Origin of the sequence: Shewanella sp. SM21 (genome assembly GCF_025654335.1) — a bacterium.
GTDB classification, from domain to species: Bacteria; Pseudomonadota; Gammaproteobacteria; order Enterobacterales; family Shewanellaceae; genus Shewanella; species Shewanella oncorhynchi.
Genome location: NZ_JAKKRL010000009.1, coordinates 104,492 through 129,967 on the forward strand (window position 1 = coordinate 104,492; position 25,476 = coordinate 129,967).

Here is a 25,476-nt window from a genome sequence, read left to right on the forward strand (position 1 = left end):
TTCAGCCCTTAGTCATCACTAGGGTCAAAAATCGAAGTTTGAAGCGGGGCTCATTATAGCTAAAAATTAGAAGCAGATCATAGTGAAAACACGCAAGTAAGTTAGGGAGATTGCGTGTTTTTTAAAAAAAGCCTAAAAAAGACCCAACTATTAACCCATTTTAATTCATTTGGATCATATTTTAAGCTTCTTGTCTGTGACATCGGCATAAAGCATGCATCGCTAATATAAATTAGCCCAGACTTTTCAAACTAAGTTAACAATCGCCAGATAAAAAAATAGGCCCTGAGTAACAGGACCTATTAAATCAATACTTTTAATGCATTACTTCTTAGGTGCAGTGCTCTTCATATACTTGAAGAATTCGCTATCAGGCTCTAACACCATAATATCGGACTTGCCTGAGAAGCTGGCTCGATAAGCCTCTAAGCTACGAACAAAACCGAAGAACTCAGCATCTTTGTTGTAAGCATCAGAATATATCTTCGCTGCTAACGCATCTCCTTCACCTCGAATGGTTAAGGCTTTACGTTCAGCTTCGGCAATCTTCACCGTCACATTGGCATCTATCGTTGCACGAATAATTTCAGACTGTTCTTTACCTTGCGCTCTATGCTCTTTTGCCACAGCTTGACGCTCTGCACGCATACGCTGGTAAATACTGTTACTGACGTTAGCCGGTAGATTGATTTGCTTTACACGCACATCAACAACTTCAATACCTAAGTCTTTTGCACTTTCTGAGGCATTGGATAACGCATCATTTTGCAGTTCATCACGCTTACCAGAAACAATCTCTCTAATAGTGCGACGACCAAACTCTGTGCGTAAATCGTTGTTGATCTTACGTTGTAATAGCGATTCTGCATTCGACTTAATACCACCGTTTGTAGACAGGTAATATTTTTCGAAATCCATAATGCGCCACTTCACATAGGAATCGACCATAAGGTCTTTCTTCTCTGAAGTTACAAAACGATCAGCTGCACCATCAAGTGTTTGAATACGGGCATCGAGTAATTTTACTTTATCGATCACAGGCACTTTCATGTGCAGGCCTGGGCCGTAGACGCGGGTGACTTGCTTACCGTCAACGTCGTCTTTTAAAATTTCACCGAAACGCGCCACAATAGCGCGCTCGCCTTCATTCACCACCATTAAAGATGACAAACCAATACCTAAGAGCACGGCGATAAGAATAACGCTTAATCTACCCATGGATTACTCCCTCCCTTGGCGAGTACGATCATCGCGGGATGGACGTCCACTCAAAGGCTCATTCGCGCGAGTCGTTGATACAGATGAAGAATTAACATTTTGCTGTGGCTTAGCTTCCAGCTCATTTGTCGCAGGCTTCTGCTGAATTAACTTATCTAGCGGTAGGTACATTAAGTTGCCGTTGTTCTTAGCATCAATCAGCACTTTATTCGTATCTGTCATCACTTGCTGCATTGTATCAAGATACAAACGCTTACGAGTCACTTCAGGCGCAGCTTGATACTCTGGTAATAACAACTCAAAACGAGCCACTTTACCGCGAGCTTCTAAGACTTCACGCTCTTTGTAAGCATTCGCTTGTTGTGCCATACGTTCAACTTCACCACGAGCTTTTGGTTCAATTTCACGGGCATAAGCTTCAGCTTCACGAATAAAACGTTGTTCATCTTCTTGGGCAGAAATCGCATCATCGAAGGCGTCTTTCACTTCTTCTGGCGGACGTGCCGGTAAGAAGTTTACGTCAACAACAGCAAGACCCAATTTGTACGGTTCAAGAATGCGCTCTAACTCTTTCCACGTATCGCGACGAATAGCATCACGGCCCGTAGTCAGAATATCATCCATCTTGTTATGTCCAATGACATAACGCAGTGCACTGTCAGTCGCTTCACGCAAACTGGCGTTCGCATCGACGGCACTAAATAGATATGAGTAAGCATCTAAAATACGATACTGAACATCAAGCTCAACTTTCACGACGTTTTCATCGGATGTCAGCATGCTACCAGACGCAGGAATAGAGCGAACCGATTGAATGTCGACGGGATAAATTTGGTCGATAAATGTGGCTTTCCAATGAAGTCCAGGGCCAATTTCGCCAGCGTGTTTACCAAATCGCAGTGCCACACCACGCTCAGCTTCTTTAATTGTATAAAAACCCGAAAGTCCCCAAACAACTACAGCAACAGCAAGAATGATGATTAGGCTAAACGAACTAAAAGACTGGCCTGAGCCATTTCCTTTGCCGCCAAAGCGCTTTGAAAGATTACGAAAAACCTCGTCAAGGTCCGGTGGTCCTTTGTCGTTACCACCTTTATTTCCCCAAGGATCATTACCCTTGTTACCGGGCTCGTTCCAAGCCATTTAGCACTCCATAAGTGGATGAAATAAATTAGATTATTAACAAACAGCTTCATCTATCGAATCTTCGAAGATGAAGGTTTCTAACTCACCCTGACTCTGTTTTGTTAATCGGCGCCAATCGGCGTCCGATAAACGAACAGACAAAATACAGTTCCCCAGATCGTCGTACTCTTTCTGCTGTATCGCATCCAGTCGATAAAACTGGCCAAGATAATGTCCAGCAGTTGCCGGAATTCTAAGTGTTAGCTCTTTAATCACCTCACCAATAAGCTCAGTGATGGCTTTCAATAGCAAATCAAATCCTAAACGCTTCTGTGCTGAAACCCAAACTCGAACGGGTTTGCCTATGTCGTTATATTCAATTCTTGGCGTCACATCTTCGAGTAAATCGATTTTGTTACAGACCACGAGTTGCATGACTTCATCGGCTTGGATGTCTTTCAGTACAGATTGAACCTGATCAAAATTATCCGCCATGTTTTCATCTGCACAATCAACTATGTGTAGTAATAACTCAGCTTGCCTTGTCTCTTGTAAGGTTGCCTTAAATGCAGCAACGAGATCATGGGGCAAATGACGAATAAACCCGACAGTATCCGCTAATATCACGGCACCATCAGGTAAATCTAACTTTCTTAGCGTAGGATCGAGTGTGGCAAATAGCTGATCTGCAGCATAAACATCAGATGATGTTAGGGCATTAAACAGCGTTGATTTACCCGCGTTTGTGTAGCCGACTAATGAAACTGTCGACAAATCACTACGCTTACGTGCACGTCGACTCTGTTCACGTTGCTTATCAACTCGCTCTAAGCGTTTGTTGATATTTTTAATTCGTCCTCTGAGCAAACGTCTATCGGTTTCGAGCTGGGTTTCCCCTGGACCACGTAAACCAATACCGCCCTTTTGCCTTTCAAGATGCGTCCAACCACGGATCAGGCGAGTCGACATATGGCGCAATTGCGCTAGCTCCACCTGTAACTTACCTTCGTGAGTTCGCGCTCTTTGGGCAAAAATATCGAGAATAAGTGTCGTACGGTCGAGCACACGACACTGACACACTTGCTCAAGATTACGCTCTTGGGCTGGACTCAATGCATGATTAAAAATCACCACATTGGCTTCAGTCGCCGCCACTAATGCAGCTAACTCTTCGGCTTTACCAGAACCCACAAAAAATTTGCGATCCGGTGAACGTCGACTTCCAGTAATCACCCCGACTGATCTTGCCCCAGCTGATTCTACTAATAGCTGCAGCTCGACTAAATCTTCTCGGCGTTCCTCATCGGAAAAGTCGATATGGACAAGAACCGCAGTTTCTCCCGCCTCATAACGATCAAACAAGAAGCAAACTCCTCAGATAATACTTATTCGCCACTAGGCGCATCATCTTGAACACCATATCCGCCTTGGGCATTTTGGTGACCAGTAACGTTGAATGGGCGTGCTGGCACAACAGTAGAAATAGCGTGTTTATAAACCATTTGGCTCACTGTATTTTTCAACAGAATGACAAATTGATCAAACGACTCTACCTGTCCTTGGAGTTTAATGCCGTTAACCAAGTAAATTGATACAGGAACGCGCTCGCGACGCAATGCGTTCAAAAATGGGTCTTGTAAAGATTGCCCCTTAGCCATTTTATTATTTCCTTTTTAATTTATATAAAATAAATCGATATCAGTGATAGTTTTTTGTTTAGTTTTAGTATTATACAGCAAGGGCTAATAAGCTAGCGGCATTGACGCATAAGTATAACTAAATTCCCCTCAGCACCACTTTCAAGCCAATTCAACTCTGGCCAACTCCGCAACCATGTTAATTGACGCTTAGCCAATTGCCTAGTAGCAGCAACCGCTTTTTCGACCATAGTATCATAGTCAAACTCACCATCTAGGTATTGCCAGCACTGTCGATAACCGACACAACGCATTGAAGGCAAGTCTAAATGCAAGTCTCCACGGGCTTTTAGCTCTGTGACTTCCTCAATAAAGCCCTGTTTGAGCATAAGCGCAAAACGTTGCGCTATTAAGTCATGTAACACTTTGCGTTCGCGCGGTGCAATAGCAAACTGCACTACGTCATAGGGCAAGGGAGCTGACTTGGTCTGAGTCAACTCAGTCATGCTCTTGCCGCTTATTCTATAGACTTCCAGCGCTCTTGAAAGTCTTTGTGGATCATTAGGATGAATTCTTTCTGCCGACACGGGATCTATCTCCCTTAATTGGTCATGCAGTGCTTCCCATCCCTTTTCATCCGCCTCCGCTTGGATCTCGGCCCTAATGGCGTCGTCCGCACTCGGCAAAGGTGACAAACCTTCGAGTAACGCTTTGAAATACATCATGGTTCCGCCAACTAATACTGGCGTTTTCCCCATGCTGACAATCTCTTCTATCTGGGCTATTGCATCGGCTCTAAAGTCGGCTACCGAATAACTTTCACTGGGATCACGAATATCAATTAATCTGTGCGGCCCGCGAGCCAGTTCGTCTGCTGAAGGCTTAGCACTGCCAATGTCCATACCACGATAAATTAATGCCGAATCGACCGAAATGATTTCACAGTTATGCTTTTCGGCCAATTCTAATGCTAAAGCTGTCTTACCTGAGGCCGTTGGCCCCATCAAAAATAACACTTTAGGCTGTAATTCTTTATTCACTTGCTTGCTCTTCTAGCCACGATTGCCAAGGTAAGAATATCGCTTTGTTGGCAATAAGCTGTTTTTTCTCTTCAGCTAACTGCGAAAATGCTGCCCAGACTTCTGGTGCCGAAACGAATCCCGTTAAACTGTGTTTTGCCAACCAAAACGCCAATGCGCTCGGCGCAGGTGTTTCAAAACGTAGTGATTGTAGCCATTCAGGGATCACTTTGGCTAACTGGCTCTCTCTGATATATGGGGGCACTTTTTTAATAATCAACTGCTGGTAACGAATTGTTAGTTCTAAACCTAATTGGCGGATCAGCGTGTCGTGTTCAGTGAGCACAGCCTGCCAATCCGCATCAGCCGCGACAGACACTGGCATCAATAAAGGCTGACCAATTAACCCAGTCGCTAGCTTAGCTTCAATCTCTTGACATCGCGTCGCCAATGCTACTGATTTTATTGATAATAGACTGAGTTTATCTTCCGACGTCATCACCCAATATTGCCCATCTAATATCAATGGCATAGGTAACACAGACTGATAATCTTGATCTTTTACACTGTAAGAAGGGGTTTGCAGTAAAGCACCATAACTTGCTATTGCCGCCTTTGACGGTAATTCAGTACGTTGCCGAGATTCACCTGCAGAATAACTGCCACGGCTGCTGTCTCTTGGTGTTGTCATGCTGCCAAAAGCATTCGTTTGAGTGCCAAAACTGGCGCCTTCTCGTCCTGCACCTACATACTTTACTTGAACGGCAGGGGCAACTGAATCTTGAGCAGACTCAAGTGTATCAGCTTGCGTATTAACTTGAGCTGAATCAGCGCCAAATACAAAAGGGGCTGAGATTTCAGTGGCGCTTATCGGGGCATCCACAAACACATCTTCAACCTCACCCAAAGAGCTTGAGTGAACGAAGTTGAGCTCTCCTGCTTCTTCCAGCGCCGATTGCAATGCTTGCAGAATATAATCATGCACATAGCGACTCTGATGGAATCGCACCTCATGCTTAGCGGGATGCACGTTAACATCCACTTGATGGGGATCGATATCCAACATCAGCACGTAGCTGGGTTGTTCAAGTTCTGCTTTTTGGGCAAAGGCTTGACGCACTGCATGATTGACCAAGCGATCACGGATAAGGCGTCCATTGACATAAAAGTAATGGGTATCGCTGATAACCGGTGACCAAGGTGACTGCAAATAGCCACTGAGGCGCAAATCATCGTGTTGGCATTCAATCTTAAGCGCTTGCTCGGCAAATGGACGGCCACACACTTGCGTTAAACGCTGTAAATACTGGGCTTCATTCATGGCAGGACGATAATTACGTACTATCTTACCGTTATGCGTCAGCGTGAAATGGATATCCCCACGCACTAATGCAATGCGCTTTAACCATTCATCGATATGGGTAAATTCGGTTTTGTCACTCTTTAAAAAGCGTCTACGAGCCGGTGTATTAAAGAATAAATCCACCACTTCAATCGTCGAACCTACTGGATGCGCGGCGGGCATCACTTTAACTGCCATGTCGGCACCTTCAGCATTGGCTTGCCATGCTTCGGTTTGCTCAGCCGTGCGTGACGTTAAAGTTAAACGTGAGACTGAGCTGATACTGGCTAGCGCTTCACCACGGAAACCAAAACTAAGGATAGCTTCGAGATCGTCTAAAGTGTGCAGCTTTGAGGTCGCATGGCGCGATAAGGCCAGAGCGAGTTCATCTTTAGGTATACCAGAGCCGTTATCGCGAATTTTAATCAGCTTGCTGCCGCCTTTGTCGATTTCAATATCGACTCGGCTCGCTCCTGCGTCGAGGCTATTCTCGACCAATTCTTTGACTACGGAAGCGGGTCTCTCAACCACTTCCCCCGCCGCAATTTGGTTGGCTAATTGCGGAGGCAGGATCTGAATGCCCATCATGCTTTCCTATTTAACTCTGGGGTATGACTAGCGTTTGCCCTAACTGCACCACATCGGACTTCATTCCATTCGCTTGTTTGATGCTGGACATAGGCACACTATAACGTTGCGCGATTGCAGATAAAGATTCCCCGCGACGGACCTTATGTTTAACCTTTGTCGATACTGCATCACCAACATAGGCTGTAGGCGTTCTTTCAGTTGAGGTTCTTTCAGTTGAGGTTCTTTCAGTTGAGGTTCTTTCTGCTGATGCTTTTGCTGTGGTTTTGGCTGGCTTAGCACTGCTAGAGCTTCCTCCCCTTCTTTGGGCAAGCAAAGTATCCGCTGGCGGATTGTTGTGATAGTAACGGCTCACACCCTTATAAATAGCATTGGCAATGCTCTCTTGATGACGACTACTCGACAGTAAACGCTCTTCTTTAGGGTTTGAAATAAAGCCCGTTTCAACCAAGATGGAAGGAATATCCGGTGACTTCAGCACAGCTAAACTGGCGGACTCAGGGCGACTTTTATGCAATTGAGTCACGCCACCTAAATCTTTTAAAATATCCCCCGCAACAGAATGGCCAATTGCCATCGAACTGTTCATTGACATATCGAGCAGCGTCATAGCCAAATACTGTTCATTATCCGTGTTTTGGATAATTTCCCCCGCACCGCCCAGCAACTCAGAATGCTTCTCTTTTTGTTCTAACCAACGACCAATTTCACTATTAGCACGACGCATTGATAGCACCCATACGGAGGCGCCACGTGGATTGGGCGAGGTAAAGGCATCCGCATGGATAGAAATCAGCAGATCGGCCTTACTGTTGCGCGCCAGTTCAGAGCGTTTATTTAAATTCACAAAATAATCACCAGTACGGATCATCACAGCACGCATGCCTGGCGTGTCATTGATTTTGCTGGAAACACGTCTGGCGATTTCTAGGGCGACCTTTTTTTCATAAACACCAGAAGGACCAATGGAGCCAGGATCGTCGCCACCATGACCCGCATCAATAGCAATGACAATATCGCGGGATGATTGCGCCGCTTGGGTGACAGTTTTAACGGGTGTAGATGACACGATAGCCGTTGCAGTAGTTAACGTTTTATCTTCTAAATCAACCACTAGACGATTGCCATAGGGCGCAGTAACAGGCAAAGAAAACAAGCTTGCATTCAACGGTTTTACGAGATCGATCACTAAACGCAAATCACCTTTAGTCGGTGACTTACTGACCCGCACGCCCTTAACCAACTTACTGTTGTTTTCAAGATTTTTAAGCACAACTTTAGCAGTGGTCTTTTTTAAATCCACCACTAAACGATTAGGGCCATCTAAAGAGAAATAGGTGTAATCAGGCACTCCACTCAAGTCAAACACGATTCGAGTTGACTCAGGCGCGGCCCAAATACGTACGCTTTCTAACTGATTAGCAGCATGGGCCGCCACAGAGAAAAAAGAACATAAAGAAAGAATAATAATTTGAAAATACGGGTTATTTTTTATCATTTTAGTTTTTATTTTATCGCTTTTAATAACTTTTCACCTGGCTCAGACAAGGCCTCTATGCGTATTTCTCGCCCACTATTTTGATAACTTAAATGCATATGGACATCGGCAGCGGGCAGTAAACCCTCTCCCTTATCTGGCCATTCAACAATGCACAGACTCTTATCCGTAAAGTAATCGCGGATCCCCATAAACTCGAGTTCTTCTGGATCGTTTAAACGATACAAATCAAAATGATAAACTTCGACACCTTCTAATTCATAAGGTTCAACTAAAGTGTAAGTCGGGCTTTTAACGGCACCTTTATGGCCCAATCCCTGAATTAAGCCACGACTCAGCGTCGTTTTACCGGCTCCTAAATCACCCGTAAGATACAGAGTCAAAGGCGCTTGGACATGGCGGGCTAATTTTTGCCCAACCGCAATAGTGTCGTCTTCGTTGTCTAAGAAAAAAGTTAACTCTGTCATATCCGCTTATATCACTGCTGTTATTGATGGAGAAGCGACTCAATCCTAAAAAGGCACAGGGCACATAACAAAGTCCAGCCCCGCTTGAGTCTCACATTCCGTCTAGAGTAAATCACTATTCACTAATTGGCGAATAAAAGGCATTAAATCGCTCGCTAACATGCCACGTTCTCCCTGTATTGCTGCAAGATCAGCGGCGCAACCATGTACGACTACGCCAAGCACCGTTGCCTGCATATTATCCATTCCCTGAGCCATGAGCGCGCCTATAATACCAGATAACACATCGCCACACCCACCACTGGCAAGCCCAGGGTTGCCGACTGGTGCCACAACCATTTGCTGACCATCAAAAATGACCGTTCCTGCGCCCTTTAGTAATACAACACCGCCGTACTTTTGCTGTATAGCGCGAACAGCGGCAAATCTGTCCTGTTCAATATCGACCACGGTACAACCAAGTAAACGCGCCGCCTCACCCGGATGTGGTGTTAATACCCAATTCGTTTGGCGCCTTGGTTCGTTACTGAGCAGATTCAATGCATCGGCATCTAAAACACAAGGCTTATCGCTCAAGCCCACGGCTTTAAACAAATTATACCCCCAGTCATGCTTACCTAAACCAGGGCCAAGCACGATAACCTGCGCCCAACCAAGGCGCAGATACACTTCCATATCGACTAAATCACAACCCCAAAACATCAGTTCAGGACGGGAGACATTCACCGTCAGTTGATGCTCAGGTCGACTGATCACAGTGACTAATCCCGCGCCTGCACGTAGGCAAGCTTCACTTGCCAGTCTCACAGCCCCAGCCATGCCCATATCACCGCCGATGACAGTGACTTTCCCCGATTGGCCTTTATGGCTATCCCGTGCTCGGGCGGCAAAATAGTCCTTAAGAGTCTCTCTTCCTACTCTTTGTGCGCTCGCTTCAGCAAAGAAAGGCGTTAATCCTAAATCTGCAAATTCAAGCTCGCCACTGTAATGCCGCGCCTTACCCGTTAACACACCTTGCTTTACACCACCAAAACATAAGGTGATATCCGCCATCACAGCAACACCTGTTACAGCGCCTGTATCGGCAATGACTCCAGAGGGTAAATCAAGACTCAATACCCAAGCCGAATTGTCATTGATGGCACGGATATATTTAGCCATATCGTCGCGTACAGCATCACGTACCCCAGTACCTAACAGACCATCGACTATGATTTTCGCTGCGAGAATAGGTTCAACCTCTAACGGCAGTAATTTTCCTCCTTCAGCAAGATAATGGGTCAATGCTTGCTGACACTCAGGCGTGCCTGCCGCTGACGTCATCATCACAGAAACGTCCATACCACTGGCACGGGCTAGACGGGCGCACACTAAAGCATCGGCACCATTGTTACCGCTGCCAGCAAGGATTAACACAGGTAAGACTTTGGAGCTATGTTTCGCTAAACACTCAAAAGCCGCCGCGCCAGCACGCTCGACCAATTCATAGAGACTAGATACTCCCTGAGACACTGCACTCAGTTCCGCTTCGCGAACTTGTGTTTGGGTGTATAGAGCTTTGGGAAATTGCGATAGATCTTGTGCCATGAAGGATCTCCTTAGACACCAATGACTCCATTTCATAATGAGTAATCTCACCATAGAAGTCTTGGCAGAATTGAGCAAGGCCAATAAAAATCAGCCAATAGATCAAGAAAGTAGCAAAAAAAGCAGCGAGAAATTATGACGTAAATCAGTTCAGGCGCAGAAACCCGCCCAAATGGAGCAAAGTAGAGTAAAAGTGGCCGATACAAAGTCGACATAAAAACCAAAGCCAGCACTGGGCTGGCTTTGAGAATCAAGAAGAAATGACGGTTTAGATATCGTCCATCCGAATCGTACTATGGACTAGACGTTGCTGCTGAGTTTTCTCTACTCGGATCAAATTGGCTAACGCATTGCGCGCATCTTCCGCCGTGGTTGAGTTAACTGTTTTTTCTAACAAACCAATCAGACGATTCTCTAGGTCTAAATGTAAGTTGAGCACATCATCTTCATTCATGTTTGCGGGCAACATAGTATCTTGGCAACGCTTAGTAAAGTCTTCAAAAGTGAAGTCTTTATACCAAGTATCAAGAATACGATGTGGTGCTTCATCCATATAATCACGCAGTTTTTCTGCCATGGTTTTTTGGTGTGATTCAAAATACTCCAACATCATTTTCACACGAGCCGAGTCAGCTTGATTGTTGAGTCGGCCATAGAGTTGCGCCATATCTAAGCGGCAATTTGCCACATACTCGAGTAGATCACGTAATTGTTGAATACGCATATAATGCACTCCATTGTCAGGCCAACTACTTGGCGCTATTAATTTTGTCTAATTCCATTATGTGAGTAAAAGCGTTAAGAATATTTGAACAAGGTCATAATTTAACTTTCACGCAGCTATCTAATTTAGGAAAACTTGAAGAAACACGCTATAGATCACGCATCTAAATCCTATCACACTGTTTTATATAAAAGAGAAAAGCCAAAAGAGATCTCAACGCACTTTTCCCAAAGGGTATTCGTAAGTCTTTGGTTGTGCATGGTGAATCTGAGATAGAGTGCTTGAGGTAGATGGCAGTGAATCAAGACAAAATATAGACGAACTAATTGAGGGAATGATGTGAAAAAGTAGCTGTTGGGGAGTTTAACGGAAGTACAGCGAAATGATTTTGATAGGGAGAGGTTCGAGCAATGATCTATGCCTTAGTCAACGGCTAAGCATTGTAAGTAATAGCAATATGAGCTACACGATTGAAATGATCTTAGCTAAAGTAGTTTTTGGGGGATTTATTGAAATTGGAGCGACATGATTTTGATCAAGAGCGGTCCTAACCGATGACCTACACCTTGGCAAAAAAGAAGGTATCGCCATATCAAGTCCGCAACTGATCTAATGTCAATTGAGTAATGTGATAATGGAAGATTCAGGGAATTGGAGCCGCATGATTTTGCTCAAGAGCGGTTCGAACCGATGACCTATACCTTGGCAAAAAAGAAGGTATCACCATATCAAGTCCGCAACTGATCTAATGTCAATTGAGTAATGTGATAATGGAAGATTTAGGGAATTGGAGCCGCATGATTTTGATCAAGAGCGGTTCGAACCGATGACCTATACCTTGGTAAAAAAGAAGGTATCGCCATATCAAGTCCGCAACTGATCTAATGTCAATTGAGTAATCTGATAGTGGAATATTTAGTAAATTGGAGCGACATATCGGGTTCGAACCGATGACCTATACCTTGGCAAGGTATCGCTCTACCAACTGAGCTAATGTCGCATAATCTGTATTAATGATGTGGTAAATCACTAAGTTTTAATTTGGAGCGACATATCGGGTTCGAACCGATGACCTATACCTTGGCAAGGTATCGCTCTACCAACTGAGCTAATGTCGCATAATTATCGCTGTCACATCAGCCTTCAACATTCAAAAAGGTATCGTCTATCAACCTTTATCAACTGAGCTAATGTCGCATAATCTGTATTAATGATTTGGTAAATCACTAAGTTTTAATTTGGAGCGACATATCGGGTTCGAACCGATGACCTATACCTTGGCAAGGTATCGCTCTACCAACTGAGCTAATGTCGCATAATCTGTATTAATGATTTGGCAAATCACTAAATTTTAATTTGGAGCGACATATCGGGTTCGAACCGATGACCTATACCTTGGCAAGGTATCGCTCTACCAACTGAGCTAATGTCGCCTTTTGTATCGCTACTACATTTGCCTTCAACATCAACAAAGGTATCGTCTATCAACCTTTATCAACTGAGCTAATGTCGCATTCAATCTAAATGACCGCACATCTCTGTTCGCATCAAAAAGTTGAGGCCGCATTATATGAAAAATTCATGCGGCTGCAACCCCTTCTTGCATATTTATCTACTGATCGGTCAAATTTTAAATACTTTGCTGCGATAATACTGCAATTCAGCAATCGACTCTTGGATATCCTGCAAGGCTTGGTGAGTATTTTGCTTCTTAAAGCCCGCCATAGTTTCTGGACTCCAACGCTTCACTAGCTCCTTAATTGTACTGACATCCACGTTGCGGTAGTGGAAATAATCTTCCAGCTCGCGCATATAACGATTTAAAAAGCGTCTATCTTGACCAATGCTGTTACCACACATTGGAGAAGCCCCCTTAGGAACATACTGCTCTAAGAAGGCAATCGTCTTAGCCACGGCTTGCGCTTCGGTTTCTTGACTAGCACGAACTCGGTCAATCAACCCAGACTCACCATGGTGCTTTTGATTCCAATCGTCCATAGCGGCCAGCACATCATCTGACTGATGAATTGCGATAACCGGACCTTGACCGATAATATTGAGTTCTTGATCTGTCACTAAAGTGGCAATTTCAATGATCCTGTCGACGTCGGGCTCTAACCCTGTCATTTCCAAATCGATCCAAATGAGATTATTTACATCTGCCGTCATAAATCAGCCTTATCGTGTCAGTTAGCCTAAATTCAGGCTTTTTTATTCAAGAGCGTGTATCATACTGCTTTTTTCCAACACAAAAAATCACCTAATTGACGAAGACGAATCAGTGAGTAAAAAGAAACCCCTAAGCCAAGGTCAATTACGCCGTATGCGCGCTAATCACGAGAAGCGACTCAATCGTGATAGTGGCGATAAAAATACGCCAGAGTTACAGGATAGTTCATTGGGGCAAGAACAGCCCGGTACTGTGATTTCACGTTTTGGCCAACATGCCGACATAGAAACTGAAAGCGGCCAAATTGTGCGCTGTAATATTCGCCGTGCCGTCACAAGTTTAGTGACTGGCGATAAAGTGATCGTACGCTTAGCCATTGAGAGCCAAGCCAATAGCGGCATCGCAGGTATTGTTGAAGCCGTTCATCCACGTCGCTCATCACTTACACGCCCAGATTTATACGATGGCGTGAAAATCATCGCCTCGAATATCGACCAGATTTTGATTGTCTCCTCGGTATTACCCAGCTTTACCACCCAGATCATCGACCGTTATTTAGTGGCTGCCGAAGATACCGATATTCCGCCTATCATCATTTTGAATAAAATTGACTTGCTCAATCCCGATGAAGCGCAGGCAATCGATGAAGCGCTACAGCGCTACAAAGACATTGGCTATCCGGTTTATAAGGTCAGCAGCAAGCTCGGTGATGGTATCGATACCATCAAAGGTATACTCAAAGATAAAGTCAGCGTGTTTGCTGGCCAATCTGGTGTGGGTAAATCATCAATAATCAATGCATTACTACCCGATGCAGAGCTTATTATCGGTGATGTTTCCGATAACTCAGGTTTAGGTCAACACACCACCACCACAGCCAAACTGTTGCACTTGCCTAGTGGCGGCGATTTGATTGACTCCCCAGGCGTGCGCGAGTTTGCCCTATGGCATCTTCCTGCACAACGTGTCGGCTGGTGCTTTATCGAGTTTCGCGAGTATCTTGGCGCATGTAAATTCCGCGATTGTAAACACGGTGACGATCCCGGCTGTGCACTTCAAGAAGCCCTGAGCCAAGGTAAGATCAGCGCAGATCGCTTTAATAATTACCATAAAATTATCGCCAGCTTAGATGAACAACGTCATGCCCGCCATTTCCGCGCGGCCACTGACGAATAACGACTTATTGATAAATAACAACAGTCTCAGCAAAGATTGAGCAGTAAGAAAAGGAATTGAAATTGGATAAAGTCAAAATAGCGCTGCAGTACATGCTGCCGAAACACTTATTATCTCGTTTAGTGGGTAAACTCGCTGCAGCCGAAGCTGGCGCCTTGACCACTGCCGCCATCAAATGGTTTATCAAACAATATAAAATCGACATGAGCGAAGCGGCGCAGAGCGAACCAGAAGCTTATAAAAGCTTTAATGCTTTTTTTACCCGCACCCTTAAACCCGGTATTCGTCCGTTAGATATGGACGCCGATATCATGGTGCATCCCGTCGATGGTGCGGTAAGTCAGTTAGGCCCCATCAAAAACGGTCGCATCTTCCAAGCTAAGGGTCACCACTATTCATCGTTAACTTTGCTTGGCGATCAAGCCGAAGATGCTAAACGCTTCGAAGGCGGTGATTTTGCGACTATCTATCTGGCGCCTAAAGACTATCACCGTATCCACATGCCGATTAAAGGCACATTATCAAAAATGACCTATGTACCTGGCGAACTGTTTTCGGTGAATCCGTTAACGGCGAGACACGTACCCGGTCTGTTTGCCCGTAACGAACGCGTTGTGGCGATTTTTGAAACCGAATTAGGTCCACTGGCTATGGTATTGGTTGGCGCAACGATTGTTGCCAGTATTGAAACCGTATGGGCTGGCACAGTCACGCCGCCGACAGGTAAGCAAGTCTTCACTTGGGAATATCCAACCCAAGGCCCAGATGCCATCACCTTAGACAAAGGCGAAGAAATGGGTCGCTTCAAGTTAGGCAGTACTGTGGTGATGTTGTTTGCCAAAGACGCTATCGCGACCTTTGCTGAAGGTGTTGAAGCCGAAGCAGTAACACGTATGGGACAAGCCTTCGCTAACCTGAAAGACGTTAAGCAAGCGGATTAAGTTTTCTTGAGTTCTGCTAAACCTTCGGGATTAATTGAATTGCATCTGGCTGTGCTGCTATTTGGCGGCACAGCTTTGTTTTCTAAATTAATCCCGCTCAGCGCCCTCGACATCACCTTCCTACGCTGTATCGTCGCCGCCACTGTGTTAGGTTTGCTGGTCAAATTCAGCCGTAAACGGCTAACGCTGGCCAGCAAACAAGATTATCTGGTCGCCATCGGGCTTGGGGTTATCGTCAGCCTGCATTGGGTGACTTATTTTGCGGCCATGCAATTATCGTCGGTCGCCATTGGCATGATTGCATTTTTCACCTATCCGGTGATGACAGTGATTGCCGAGCCGTTGCTGACAGGTAATAAGATAAAATTACACGATATGATCAGCGGTGTATTAGTGCTGATTGGGGTGATATTACTGATCCCTGAGGCCAATTTAGGTAACGACACTACGCTGGGCATTGCCATCGGCATAGTGTCCGCCATCTTGTTCACCGCCCGTAACTTATTGCACAAACGCTACTTTTCCCAGTACAGCGGCCCCCATGCCATGTTCTATCAAACTTTGGTCGCTGTGGTGTTCCTGATGCCTTGGCACCAAACGGAACTGGACAGTATCTCATTAGAAGTGTGGGGATTAATTATTTTACTCGGCGTTGTCTTTACCGCTGCGCCACATGCGCTATTTACTTCTGCGCTGAGGCAACTCAGCGCCAAAACGGTTGGGCTAGTCTCTTGCTTACAACCCTTTTATGGCGCCATGTTAGCGCTGATCATTTTAGGTGAAGAGCTCAATCTCAACACTCTAATTGGTGGCACTATCATAGTCGCTACCGCCATCTTCGAAACCCATCAATCGCACCAATCACAGCGGCGAAAAAAGAACGCCTGAAACATACCAATCTCAACGCAATTTGGCTAATATGGAGCGTCTTTCGCCCCTAAATGTCTTTAGCCTATATGCCACGTATTTTATTGTTCATTATTGCTTTTTTCACATTTTCCGCACTTGCCAATTCGCCTTTGCAGTTGGACAAACGTCTTGGCATTAACAAGCAAGATCAGCAACAAAATCTCAGCATTGACGAACAAATTAACGAACTCAAAATTAACATAGAAAAACTCGCTGCCAACGCAGCCAGTTTCCAACAAGCGCAGATTGATTTTGAGCAACATAAGAAGCGCACTAACCAAGCGCTGAAAGACGCCTACAAGCCTTTATCACTGGAAAAAGGTACTGACCTCAGCCAGCAGGCTTCCATGGCCTATATTCGCTTGTCTGAACTTAAAGAAAGCGAATCCACCCTTGGCCGACAAGTTAACGATTTATTACTACGTCACAATGACTTACCTACCGTTATCGCCAGCGCGAGGCAAACTGTCGCCCAAAACAAAAAAGCAGAACTCGCCCCGCTAGATACCCCTACGGGAGAGTTACAGCAAACTCAACGACTCTTCTTTGAACAAAGCCTTGCCACCGATGAAGCAGAACTTGCCAGCAGCCAAAAACGCATTGAACTGACGCAATTGCAATTACAGCTAGTCCGCCAACAACTGGTGCAGCAAGAAGCCTTGATCGAAACCATCAACAAGGCAATCAATAAACAACGTCAGCAACAAACGGATGCCACCCTAGCCAAAAACTTAGTTAATACCGAAAAAGTTATCGATCCTATCACCCGTAATATTGCCGACACTAACCAGATTTACGGCCAAAAGCTGCAAACGTTAACTCTGCAGATCAATAATGTGGTCGAACAGCAGGAACAGGCAGAAACCCAATATCAATCCCAAGCCAAACAACTGGCAAACATCCAAGAGCAGATCACTTGGGTCAAAATGAACTCCGCCTTTGGTGAGCGCTTTTTACAGATGTTGCAATCACTGCCTAAACCACCGAATCACGAAAAACTGCAAACGCTGATCGCCGATGCGCGCTTAGACAGATACCATTTAGAGCAGCAACAAGCCCTCAATGAGCAAGAATTAGAACAACCCGGCTTATACAATGAGCAGCAGATTAAGCTCTTACACTCGCAACAGAGTTTGATCTCGCAGTTGATGCAAAGCTATGACCAATACTTAAGTGAATTAGGCAAGCTGAAGGTCAATTACCAACAACTGAGCCAACAGAATCTCACCCTCAAAAATACCCTTAACGAACATTTATTCTGGGTGCCTAACGCTGCAAGTATCAGTAAGTTATGGCTTACGGATCTTGAGCGCAGCACGGTTTGGCTTGTGCAACATGCACAGTGGGATGAACTGGGAAAAGCCTGGGATGAACAAAACGATTATTGGTCTTGGTGGATCATATTGCTGGTACTGTGTTTAGTCGTACAAGACTTGATCACTCCTAAATTCAATCGCTTGCTAAATCATTACACCACTTATGTGGGCAATGTGACCCAAGATAAATTCATTTATACTCTCAAAGCGCTCGCCTGCAGTATCAGCTATGCGTTGATAAAACCTTTCCCAGTGATCATGGCGGGATTGATTTTCTATCATTCCGATCGCAATTTTGTGCAAGCAGTGGGTATGGGCATACTGGCGATTGGTTTAGTGTATCTCTTATATCGCTTCATCTTTATTCTGACGCTCGACAAAGGCGTACTCGTCGGCCATTTCAAACGCCCCTCAAAACTCATCCAAGCGGGACAATCACGGCTCAGACACTTTGTGCTGATTGCTAGCCCATTATTGGGTCTGATGGGCTTTACCGAAGTACTCGACACATCACTGGTGCGTAATAGCATAGGCCGCGGCGCATTCATTATTTTCTGTATCGTTTTATTCTTGTTATACAAAGATATTTTAATCCTGAGCCGTAAAAACTCAGATGCCAAAAAAGACGGTAAAAACAAAAAACTCATTCAGAAAATGCTCTGGACCTTGCTGATTTCTGTGCCGCTTTTAAGCGCAGTGTTAGCCTTTAGGGGTTACTACTTCACCGCTTTCCAAATGCTGTTACAACTGCAATTATCGATCGTGCTTGGTCTGGGTTTCTTGCTCTTATACCAATTGATCAAACGGTGGATGTTAATCGAACGCCGCCGTATCGCCTTCGATCGCGCGAAAGCAAAACGTGCAGAGCGCTTAGCACAAAGGGAAAAAGGCGAAACGCATCACCCTTCCGTCGATGGACTCGATACCTACGAAGAACCCGTAGTCGATCTCGAAACCATTTCGAGCCAATCCCTTGGCCTAGTGCGTTCACTCTTGTTATTGGCCTTTTTAGCCAGTTTGATTGGTCTGTGGACTCAAACCCATACGGCGCTGTTTTCCTTCCTCGATGGCATTACGCTGTGGACGACCAATACCAGTGTGAATGGCTTAGAACAACAATTGCCCATTACCATGAAATCACTGATGTTTGGGCTGATAGTAGTAGGTTTCTCGTTAATGATTGCCACCAATTTACCCGGCCTACTTGAGCTAATGATCCTACAAAGGCTTGATCTCTCGCCCGGGACAGGTTTTGCGATCACAACCGTCAGTCGTTATCTGGTGGTTTTCCTCGGACTATTAATCGGCTTCTCTAATCTCGGGATGGAATGGTCTAAGTTGCAATGGCTGATTGCCGCACTGTCTCTCGGTTTAGGCTTTGGTCTGCAAGAAATTTTCGCCAACTTTATCTCAGGTTTGATCATTTTGTTTGAGAAACCCGTGCGGATTGGCGACACAGTGACAATTCGTGATTTAACAGGGACAGTCAGTAAAATCCAAATTCGGGCGACCACCATTATTGACTGGGATAGAAAGGAAATTATCATCCCAAACAAGGCCTTTATCACAGAGCAGCTGATCAACTGGTCCTTGTCAGATCCTATTACGCGGGTCATTGTTTATGTGTCGGTGGCGCGGGATTCTGATCCAGCCAAAGTCGAAGCGACGCTGTACCAAGCGGTGCAAGAATGTGAAGATGCACTTGCCAGCCCAGAACCTGAAGTCTGGTTTGCAGGCTTTGGTAAGCATACCCAAGATTATGAAGTGCGCGCCTATGCGAAAGATATGTCGGCACGTTGGCCACTGCGCCATGATTTACATAAACGAGTGACTAAAAAACTCAAAGAAAACAATCTCGAACTCGCCTATCCGCAGATGGAAATCCATATTAAGAATGGTCAAAGTCGAGAGCAACAAGGCATTATTAGAAGCTAATAGGATCGCAGAACATGCTTATTTTTGCTCACCGCGGCGCCAGCGGTTATCAGGCCGAAAATACCTTAGCCGCCATGGCTAAAGCGTTAGAATTGGGTGCGCAAGCCGTCGAACTCGATGTACATAATGTCGAAGGTGAGTTAGTCGTGTTTCACGACAGACGACTCGATAATAAAAGCTCGGGCACAGGCGTCATTCACTTAGCGAGCAAGGACTATCTAGCAAGCATCAATGTGAAAGGTGAATCCATTCCGACGCTATGGCAAGTACTTGAACTGATTGCGGGGCGCTGCATAGTCAATATAGAGTTAAAAGGCATTAATACCGTCACGCCGTTAATCGACTTATACCCAAAGGCTATGAGTCAGCTTGGGTTTACGAAGGAGCAGTTACTGATCTCTTCCTTTAATCACCCCTATCTGCATGAACTTAAACAGGTGTTGCCGGATGCGTTAGTCGCACCACTGCTTGCCAGTATTCCACTCGATGGGGCTGGCGTGGTAAGCGAACTGAATGCCTATTCATTGCATTTAGATGTGAGTTTTATCAACCAAGCACTAGTAGATGACGCCCATAACCGAGGTGCCAAGGTTTATGTTTATACTGTCGATCATATTGATGATATTCATGCGCTTAAGCAGATTGGCGTCGATGGCGTGTTCAGCAATTACCCCGATCGCGCCATGCAAGCCTTAACTCAAAAGGCAATGGCCGATTACTCTGGCTACTTTGAGTAACGGCAAAAATAATAACGATATTAAGCTTGGCTATTTCGCTGAGCCCAATAACCGATAAAAATAAACATGGCCACAATTAACAGAAACATCCAATGGGATGGCATAGCCACTATGTGTCTTGCCACCCAAGGCGTGGCTTTCACGATCAATAGGCCATAGCCAAAGGCATTCACAATAATAAAAACAAATGTTCGCAGCACAAAAGAATGCCCCAACAAATGACGCCTTAAGATACGATTTACATCCGCTGAAAAAACCAAAATAAGACACACCACCATAGCGGTAGCAATATCGAAGGCCCAAGGGCGAAGCATATTACCTAACTGGGCAATAATGGCGACTAATTGATCAAACATAGACTTAACCTAAAAATATGCAGCGCAATCCATCTGAGTGGCCGCGACAGCGTATTGAAAAATAACAATAACCAAGCATAAAGGGAGACGCCATGGGGCACAAGTTACTCTTGCTAACAAAGGCAAATCAACAGTACCGCGACTTGATTGAGGCGCAGAGTCTCCCAGATTTAACGTTACTCGACGATAATCCTACGAGCATAATTGATGCAGATATTTGGTTAGCCGAACCTAAACTCGCCGCGCCCCTATTACCCCATGCTAAAAATCTGCAATGGTTACAATCAAGCTTTGCTGGCATAGATGCCCTGATGAGTCCAAGGGGCAGAAAAGACTATCAACTCACCAATATTAAAGGCATTTTCGGCCCGCTGATGAGCGAGTATCTATTCGGCTATTTACTCGCGCATATCCGCGGCCATCGTTTTTATCGCCAGCAACAAGGACAAAAACAGTGGCTGATTCAACCCCAGCAGCGCCATTCAAGCCTACAGGGAATGCGATTACTCTTACTCGGTACTGGCTCAATTGCCCAGCATCTCGCGAAGACGGCAAAGCACTTTGGCATGCATGTCACAGGGATCAATCGAAGTGGTAATTCCGTAGAAGGTTTTGATGCCATAGAAGCGATGGCCAATTTAGGCCAAGCGTTAACACAGGCCGATGTGGTTGCAAATCTACTGCCAAGCACTCCTGCAACGCATAATCTTCTCAATGCTGACATGTTAGCTATGTTAAAAACGGATGCAGTGCTGTTTAATGTTGGCCGCGGTGATGCACTCGATCTCGATGCACTCAATATCCAACTTATCGCTAATCCTAGTCAGCAAGCGATCCTCGATGTATTTGCTCAGGAACCTTTGCCCAATAGCCATCCTATTTGGGAACGGGAAAATGCCGTGATCACGCCGCATATTTCGGCGCCAAGCCATCCTGCACAAATCGTCGATATCTTTAGCCAAAACTATCGCCGCTACATCATGGGTGAGCCACTGCAGAATCGAGTCGACTTTAGTAAAGGTTATTAGATCAGAGATAAGAAATTGAGTTAGAAATCAGTAAAAGAAAAGGCAATAGTCAGACTATTGCCTTTTTTATCTTAAATTTTAGTCAGTTAAATCCTAAAGCTGCGCTTTAAGAATTGCTCGACTAATACAGAGTGAGAATCCATCTCGCGAGTCACTTCGTCATTCAAGCCGACCATTTCACTGCCGAGTTGATGGCTAGAATGGGTAAATTGCGACACATTAACTACGCTGCGATTCATCTCATTTGCCACACTCGATTGCTCTTCAACCGCGCTGGCAATATGGTGCGTCATATCGGTAATGGTCGAAATGGCCTCACGAATCGTACGTAATGCCGTACCCGCTAAATCCGCCGTTGAAATACATTCGGAAGCGGCAACCACTCCTTGCTGCATACTGATAACAGCTTTATTCGTCCCCTGCTGCAACAGATTAATCATACTGTGGATTTCTTTGGTGGCATCGTGAGTACGTTGTGCCAGTGCCCGCACTTCGTCAGCAACGACAGCGAAGCCACGACCTTGCTCACCCGCTCGAGCCGCTTCAATTGCCGCATTCAATGCCAGTAAATTCGTCTGACCCGCAATACTCTGAATCACATCGAGCACTGTGCCAATATCTTTACTGTGGGCTTCTAACTCAGTAATAACTTTTGACGTTTGTTGCAGTTGCTCCGCCATAGCTTGAATCGAGCGAATAGTACTCGACACCGTTTTATCGCCATTGATAGTTTCAGCGGATGCCATTTGCGAGGCACTCGCCGCATCGGCACAATTGGAGGACATATCGCCTAATGTGGCGGTCATTTCCTGCATCGCTGTAGCAACTTGTTCTATTTCAGATAGTTGAGCCTGACTGGTACTCTGGATTTGTTTGCCCTTGGCGGCAGATATTTTGGCCTGTTCTGACACGTTATAACAGGAATCCGATGCACGCCCAAGAATCGACTTAAGCTCTGAATTCTGCATTTGCAGTGCTAAATCAATCGCGCCAAGATCATCACTGCTTCCACTATAAATATGCGCCATCAAGGGGTTATCGTAGATATGCTTCGCCTTAGTCACTAAAGCATAGTAACGACTCAGCACCAGATTACCGCCCACCAGCAATACTAGGACACTTATCGCTAGGGCAATAAAGCCCATTAAGCCAATTTACAGAGCAAGGTAAAGCATAGGTAGCATGGCAACCAATGCGAGTAACAGCAATTTGACTGGCATATCCAAGGTACGTTTTAACGCGCTGACGCTGCCCTTTTTGTTCAACTCTGCATAGGCTATTTCTGCACGCTTAACCTGATCGCGTGTGGGTTTAGTGCGTACAGATTGAAACTCGACGACTTTACCATTAACTGAAATCGGTGAGACATAGGCATCGACCCAATAGTGATCGCCATTGGCGCAGCGGTTTTTCACTATCCCTTTCCAAGGCTCGCCTTTTTTGATACATCGCCACAGATCTTCAAACGCTTGCGGAGGCATATCTGGATGACGCACCATGTTGTGGGGCTTGCCTAGCATGGCATCGAGGTCGTAACCGGCAACGGTACAGAAAGATTGATTGGCGTAAGTGATATGACTTTGAGTATCCGTAGTCGACAATAAAATCCAATCCGCTGGATAATCATATTCTCGCTGTGTAACTGGTAGATTTGTTCTCATGAAACCTTATGGATCTTTGATTAATTCTTCGTTATTCATCCATGAGTTATCCATCCGTGAGGCATCATCACCCTGACTCTGTATTCCTAAACCTACTTCTAAAACTGCCTAGCTTTTTAGTGCTAAAACACACCTAGCATAGACGATAAAACGTGCGCCATGTAACAAAAGCGTTAAAGTATGAAAATCACCCAAAAAACATGATTGCATTTGATAAGCGTTTTCATTTAGAATTAGCGCAATTCGATTGGAGACTAATATATGTACGTTTGTCTTTGCCATGCGATCACTGATACGCAAATTAAAAACGCAGTAAGCCAGGGCGATAGCTCGCTTGCTGACGTAAAAAAGCGCTTAGGTGTTGCCGATCAATGTGGTAAATGCGCCAGAATGGCAGTGCAGATCATTCAGAATCAACTAGAGCTTGAGCCTAATTATTACGAAGTCGCATAGAATTCATCACGAATAGCGTGGTAAAGGGTAACTCACTCACGAACAAAGTTCCGACAAGTTAAAACCACGCTGACTCAAGCAAACTTAGTCCAGCTCAAGCAAACTCAATCCAAAAAAGTCCCGCGACAACAAAGCCTTCTATCCGCCACTTCGTCTTAAATAATCTTGCCAGTTTAGACTTTAGATATGATGTTTTAATGACAAGCCCACTGAACTCCAAGCTCGAAAGCCGCGAATAATTCAATGGGGTTACAGATCCAACTTCCGAGTCAAGCCTACTTACGTTTCAACAAATAGGCCGCTTCATTAAGCCAAGGCACTGCTTTCTTAATAAAACGTGGATTGTCGGCCAACACATCTTGCGACGCTAATACTTCAATATCAAAATCCTCACTTAGATGCTGCTCTACCCAAGTAGAGGATACCGCAAAAGGCGGGCCGATAAGGGATTCTTGCGGATAATCTAAAGTCACTAATAAACCGACACTGCCGCTAGGTAATAAGCTCGCTAACTGCTTGGCATATTGTGCACGCATACTTTCTGGCCATGCGATCAAAGCCGCGCGATCATAAAATGCCGTCACGTCTTGAGTGATAGCCTTAGGTAGGGTGAAAATATCACCCTGATACAAGCTGATCTGTTCGGTTTGATAATGCTGGTGTTCACCCACGGCCGTTTGCGTCATCTCGAGTTGGTTATCGCTAAAAAATTGCTGTACAGCCGATTCATTCAACTCACACCCTATGACCTGATGCCCCTGTTCTGCGAGGAAACACATGTCTAGCGACTTACCACATAAGGGCACAAAAACCTTGGTATCTGCGGGTAATGCAAGCTGCTGCCAATACTTAACGAGGAAAGGATTGATGTCTTGCTGATGAAAACCTATCTGTTGCTGCTGCCACTTTTCATGCCAAAAACCGGGTTCCATGGGTTTATCTCTATTCGCTAATGTTGTCCTTACTCTAATGACATTTTAAAGTGGATGCAAAACCTCCTGCCATTCGGCAAACTCTGCAATGTAAAGACTAACTTACTGATCTAACGTGGCTTGCACTTTACGCAGCCAAACACAGTTATCGCATTGGCATTGACGGCGTGATAAATGATGTGGGCTTAAAGATGAGTCGATAAAGTCCACGGCGATCAACAACTGCTGTTTTAACTCGGCAATCGATTTTTCGTTCACGGCCACCAGCTCGTCATTCTGGTTCATCCAGATACATTCCATGCCCTGATGACACGTTAAACATTGCTCGTCTCTATCATTAAAAAATACCGCATGCGGGCAATGGGTCACTTCCATTGACTGTAAAATACGCTTACGCGGATATTCCAAAAGTTCGATCAACAAGGCTTTATATTGGGTGGGCATACGCCCTCCTTAGCTGCACTTTGTCTGTGGGTTAATTAACAAAAATTGATTCCATCTAATGCTCCAAAGATTACCTATAGTCGCGAGGATTTAATTTGATGTAAGTCAAAGTCAGTGACGAAATGATCGTATAGGTAAGCCGCGCCTGACGCTGATCATCAATGCCATTCAAAATACTAAAATAAAGCCACCCGCTATTTGATTATCTCCCCC

The 25,476-nt window shown here is 45.1% G+C and carries 21 protein-coding genes, 4 tRNA genes and 1 pseudogene; 7 read left to right on the top strand and 19 right to left on the bottom strand.

What is annotated here, in order from left to right; translation table 11 throughout:
• Positions 1 to 324: 324 nt before the first annotated feature.
• From hflC to orn, 15 genes are all read right to left on the bottom strand, one after another.
• The gene (gene hflC / locus L5L94_RS13680; protein ID WP_113939145.1) at positions 325 to 1,218 is read right to left on the bottom strand and encodes a protease modulator HflC; all 894 of its coding nucleotides are present in this window, start codon (positions 1,216 to 1,218) and stop codon (positions 325 to 327) included.
• A gap of 3 nt (positions 1,219 to 1,221) precedes the next feature.
• Positions 1,222 to 2,361 carry an FtsH protease activity modulator HflK gene (gene hflK, locus L5L94_RS13685; protein ID WP_028761770.1) on the bottom strand — a complete coding sequence of 380 codons (1,140 nt, stop codon included), beginning with the start codon at positions 2,359 to 2,361 and terminating at the stop codon, positions 1,222 to 1,224.
• 36 nt (positions 2,362 to 2,397) lie between these two features.
• Positions 2,398 to 3,705, bottom strand: a complete 1,308-nt coding sequence (hflX, locus tag L5L94_RS13690) for a ribosome rescue GTPase HflX (RefSeq protein WP_028761769.1) — start codon at positions 3,703 to 3,705, stop codon at positions 2,398 to 2,400.
• Positions 3,706 to 3,728: 23 nt separating this feature from the next.
• The gene (gene hfq / locus L5L94_RS13695; RefSeq protein WP_263163627.1) at positions 3,729 to 4,001 is read right to left on the bottom strand and encodes an RNA chaperone Hfq; all 273 of its coding nucleotides are present in this window, start codon (positions 3,999 to 4,001) and stop codon (positions 3,729 to 3,731) included.
• A gap of 92 nt (positions 4,002 to 4,093) precedes the next feature.
• Complete coding sequence (gene miaA / locus L5L94_RS13700) at positions 4,094 to 5,020, bottom strand: tRNA (adenosine(37)-N6)-dimethylallyltransferase MiaA (protein WP_263163629.1); 927 nt, start codon at positions 5,018 to 5,020, stop codon at positions 4,094 to 4,096.
• The gene (gene mutL, locus L5L94_RS13705; protein WP_411569223.1) at positions 5,013 to 6,926 is read right to left on the bottom strand and encodes a DNA mismatch repair endonuclease MutL; all 1,914 of its coding nucleotides are present in this window, start codon (positions 6,924 to 6,926) and stop codon (positions 5,013 to 5,015) included. The genes miaA and mutL overlap by 8 nt, the downstream gene beginning before the upstream one ends.
• Before the next feature lie 13 nt (positions 6,927 to 6,939).
• Complete coding sequence (locus L5L94_RS13710; protein WP_263163631.1) at positions 6,940 to 8,427, bottom strand: N-acetylmuramoyl-L-alanine amidase; 1,488 nt, start codon at positions 8,425 to 8,427, stop codon at positions 6,940 to 6,942.
• An 8-nt stretch (positions 8,428 to 8,435) separates the two neighbouring features.
• On the bottom strand, positions 8,436 to 8,894 hold the full coding sequence (gene tsaE, locus L5L94_RS13715) for a tRNA (adenosine(37)-N6)-threonylcarbamoyltransferase complex ATPase subunit type 1 TsaE (RefSeq protein ID WP_028761764.1): 459 nt from the start codon (positions 8,892 to 8,894) through the stop codon (positions 8,436 to 8,438).
• Positions 8,895 to 8,996: 102 nt separating this feature from the next.
• Complete coding sequence (locus tag L5L94_RS13720; RefSeq protein ID WP_263139781.1) at positions 8,997 to 10,481, bottom strand: NAD(P)H-hydrate dehydratase; 1,485 nt, start codon at positions 10,479 to 10,481, stop codon at positions 8,997 to 8,999.
• A gap of 268 nt (positions 10,482 to 10,749) precedes the next feature.
• Positions 10,750 to 11,205 carry a hypothetical protein gene (locus L5L94_RS13725; RefSeq protein WP_028761762.1) on the bottom strand — a complete coding sequence of 152 codons (456 nt, stop codon included), beginning with the start codon at positions 11,203 to 11,205 and terminating at the stop codon, positions 10,750 to 10,752.
• 924 nt (positions 11,206 to 12,129) lie between these two features.
• Positions 12,130 to 12,205: transfer RNA gene (locus L5L94_RS13730), tRNA-Gly, on the bottom strand.
• Between the two features lie 42 nt (positions 12,206 to 12,247).
• A tRNA-Gly gene (locus tag L5L94_RS13735) sits at positions 12,248 to 12,323 on the bottom strand.
• Between the two features lie 121 nt (positions 12,324 to 12,444).
• Positions 12,445 to 12,520 (bottom strand) — tRNA-Gly (locus L5L94_RS13740).
• Positions 12,521 to 12,562: 42 nt separating this feature from the next.
• Positions 12,563 to 12,638 (bottom strand) — tRNA-Gly (locus L5L94_RS13745).
• A gap of 190 nt (positions 12,639 to 12,828) precedes the next feature.
• Positions 12,829 to 13,374 carry an oligoribonuclease gene (gene orn / locus L5L94_RS13750; RefSeq protein ID WP_006080044.1) on the bottom strand — a complete coding sequence of 182 codons (546 nt, stop codon included), beginning with the start codon at positions 13,372 to 13,374 and terminating at the stop codon, positions 12,829 to 12,831.
• 112 nt (positions 13,375 to 13,486) lie between these two features.
• On the opposite strand from orn, the gene rsgA reads away from it, so the two are divergent.
• The 5 genes from rsgA (at position 13,487) to L5L94_RS13775 (ending at position 20,389) form a co-directional block, all read left to right on the top strand.
• Entirely contained in the window at positions 13,487 to 14,551 is a 1,065-nt protein-coding gene (gene rsgA / locus L5L94_RS13755) for a small ribosomal subunit biogenesis GTPase RsgA (RefSeq protein WP_105250279.1), read from the top strand.
• Between the two features lie 62 nt (positions 14,552 to 14,613).
• Complete coding sequence (gene asd, locus L5L94_RS13760; protein WP_263163634.1) at positions 14,614 to 15,492, top strand: archaetidylserine decarboxylase; 879 nt, start codon at positions 14,614 to 14,616, stop codon at positions 15,490 to 15,492.
• Between the two features lie 6 nt (positions 15,493 to 15,498).
• Positions 15,499 to 16,380, top strand: a complete 882-nt coding sequence (locus L5L94_RS13765; RefSeq protein WP_263163636.1) for a DMT family transporter — start codon at positions 15,499 to 15,501, stop codon at positions 16,378 to 16,380.
• Between the two features lie 68 nt (positions 16,381 to 16,448).
• Positions 16,449 to 19,652 (top strand): mechanosensitive ion channel domain-containing protein, encoded by a 3,204-nt coding sequence (locus tag L5L94_RS13770; RefSeq protein WP_263163747.1) that lies wholly within the window; start codon positions 16,449 to 16,451, stop codon positions 19,650 to 19,652.
• 14 nt (positions 19,653 to 19,666) lie between these two features.
• Entirely contained in the window at positions 19,667 to 20,389 is a 723-nt protein-coding gene (locus tag L5L94_RS13775) for a glycerophosphodiester phosphodiesterase (RefSeq protein ID WP_263163638.1), read from the top strand.
• 20 nt (positions 20,390 to 20,409) lie between these two features.
• Here L5L94_RS13775 and L5L94_RS13780 read toward each other — a convergent pair whose 3' ends face one another.
• Entirely contained in the window at positions 20,410 to 20,745 is a 336-nt protein-coding gene (locus L5L94_RS13780) for a DUF3392 domain-containing protein (protein ID WP_113939153.1), read from the bottom strand.
• A 92-nt stretch (positions 20,746 to 20,837) separates the two neighbouring features.
• Between L5L94_RS13780 and L5L94_RS13785 the strand changes: the two genes are divergently transcribed.
• A complete protein-coding gene (locus L5L94_RS13785) occupies positions 20,838 to 21,773 on the top strand; it encodes a D-2-hydroxyacid dehydrogenase (protein WP_263163640.1) in 936 nt (311 codons plus the stop codon).
• 86 nt (positions 21,774 to 21,859) lie between these two features.
• Here the strand turns inward: L5L94_RS13785 and L5L94_RS13790 are convergent.
• Positions 21,860 to 23,434 (bottom strand): annotated as a pseudogene (locus L5L94_RS13790) (PAS domain-containing methyl-accepting chemotaxis protein).
• Positions 23,435 to 23,695: 261 nt separating this feature from the next.
• On the opposite strand from L5L94_RS13790, the gene L5L94_RS13795 reads away from it, so the two are divergent.
• Positions 23,696 to 23,887, top strand: coding sequence for a bacterioferritin-associated ferredoxin (locus L5L94_RS13795; protein WP_076498521.1), 192 nt, complete (start codon positions 23,696 to 23,698; stop codon positions 23,885 to 23,887).
• A 275-nt stretch (positions 23,888 to 24,162) separates the two neighbouring features.
• Here L5L94_RS13795 and L5L94_RS13800 read toward each other — a convergent pair whose 3' ends face one another.
• Together L5L94_RS13800 and L5L94_RS13805 are read right to left on the bottom strand one after the other, a co-directional pair.
• Positions 24,163 to 24,819, bottom strand: coding sequence for a thiopurine S-methyltransferase (locus tag L5L94_RS13800; protein WP_263139787.1), 657 nt, complete (start codon positions 24,817 to 24,819; stop codon positions 24,163 to 24,165).
• Between the two features lie 102 nt (positions 24,820 to 24,921).
• Positions 24,922 to 25,263 (bottom strand): hypothetical protein, encoded by a 342-nt coding sequence (locus tag L5L94_RS13805; RefSeq protein WP_105250285.1) that lies wholly within the window; start codon positions 25,261 to 25,263, stop codon positions 24,922 to 24,924.
• Positions 25,264 to 25,476: the final 213 nt, after the last annotated feature.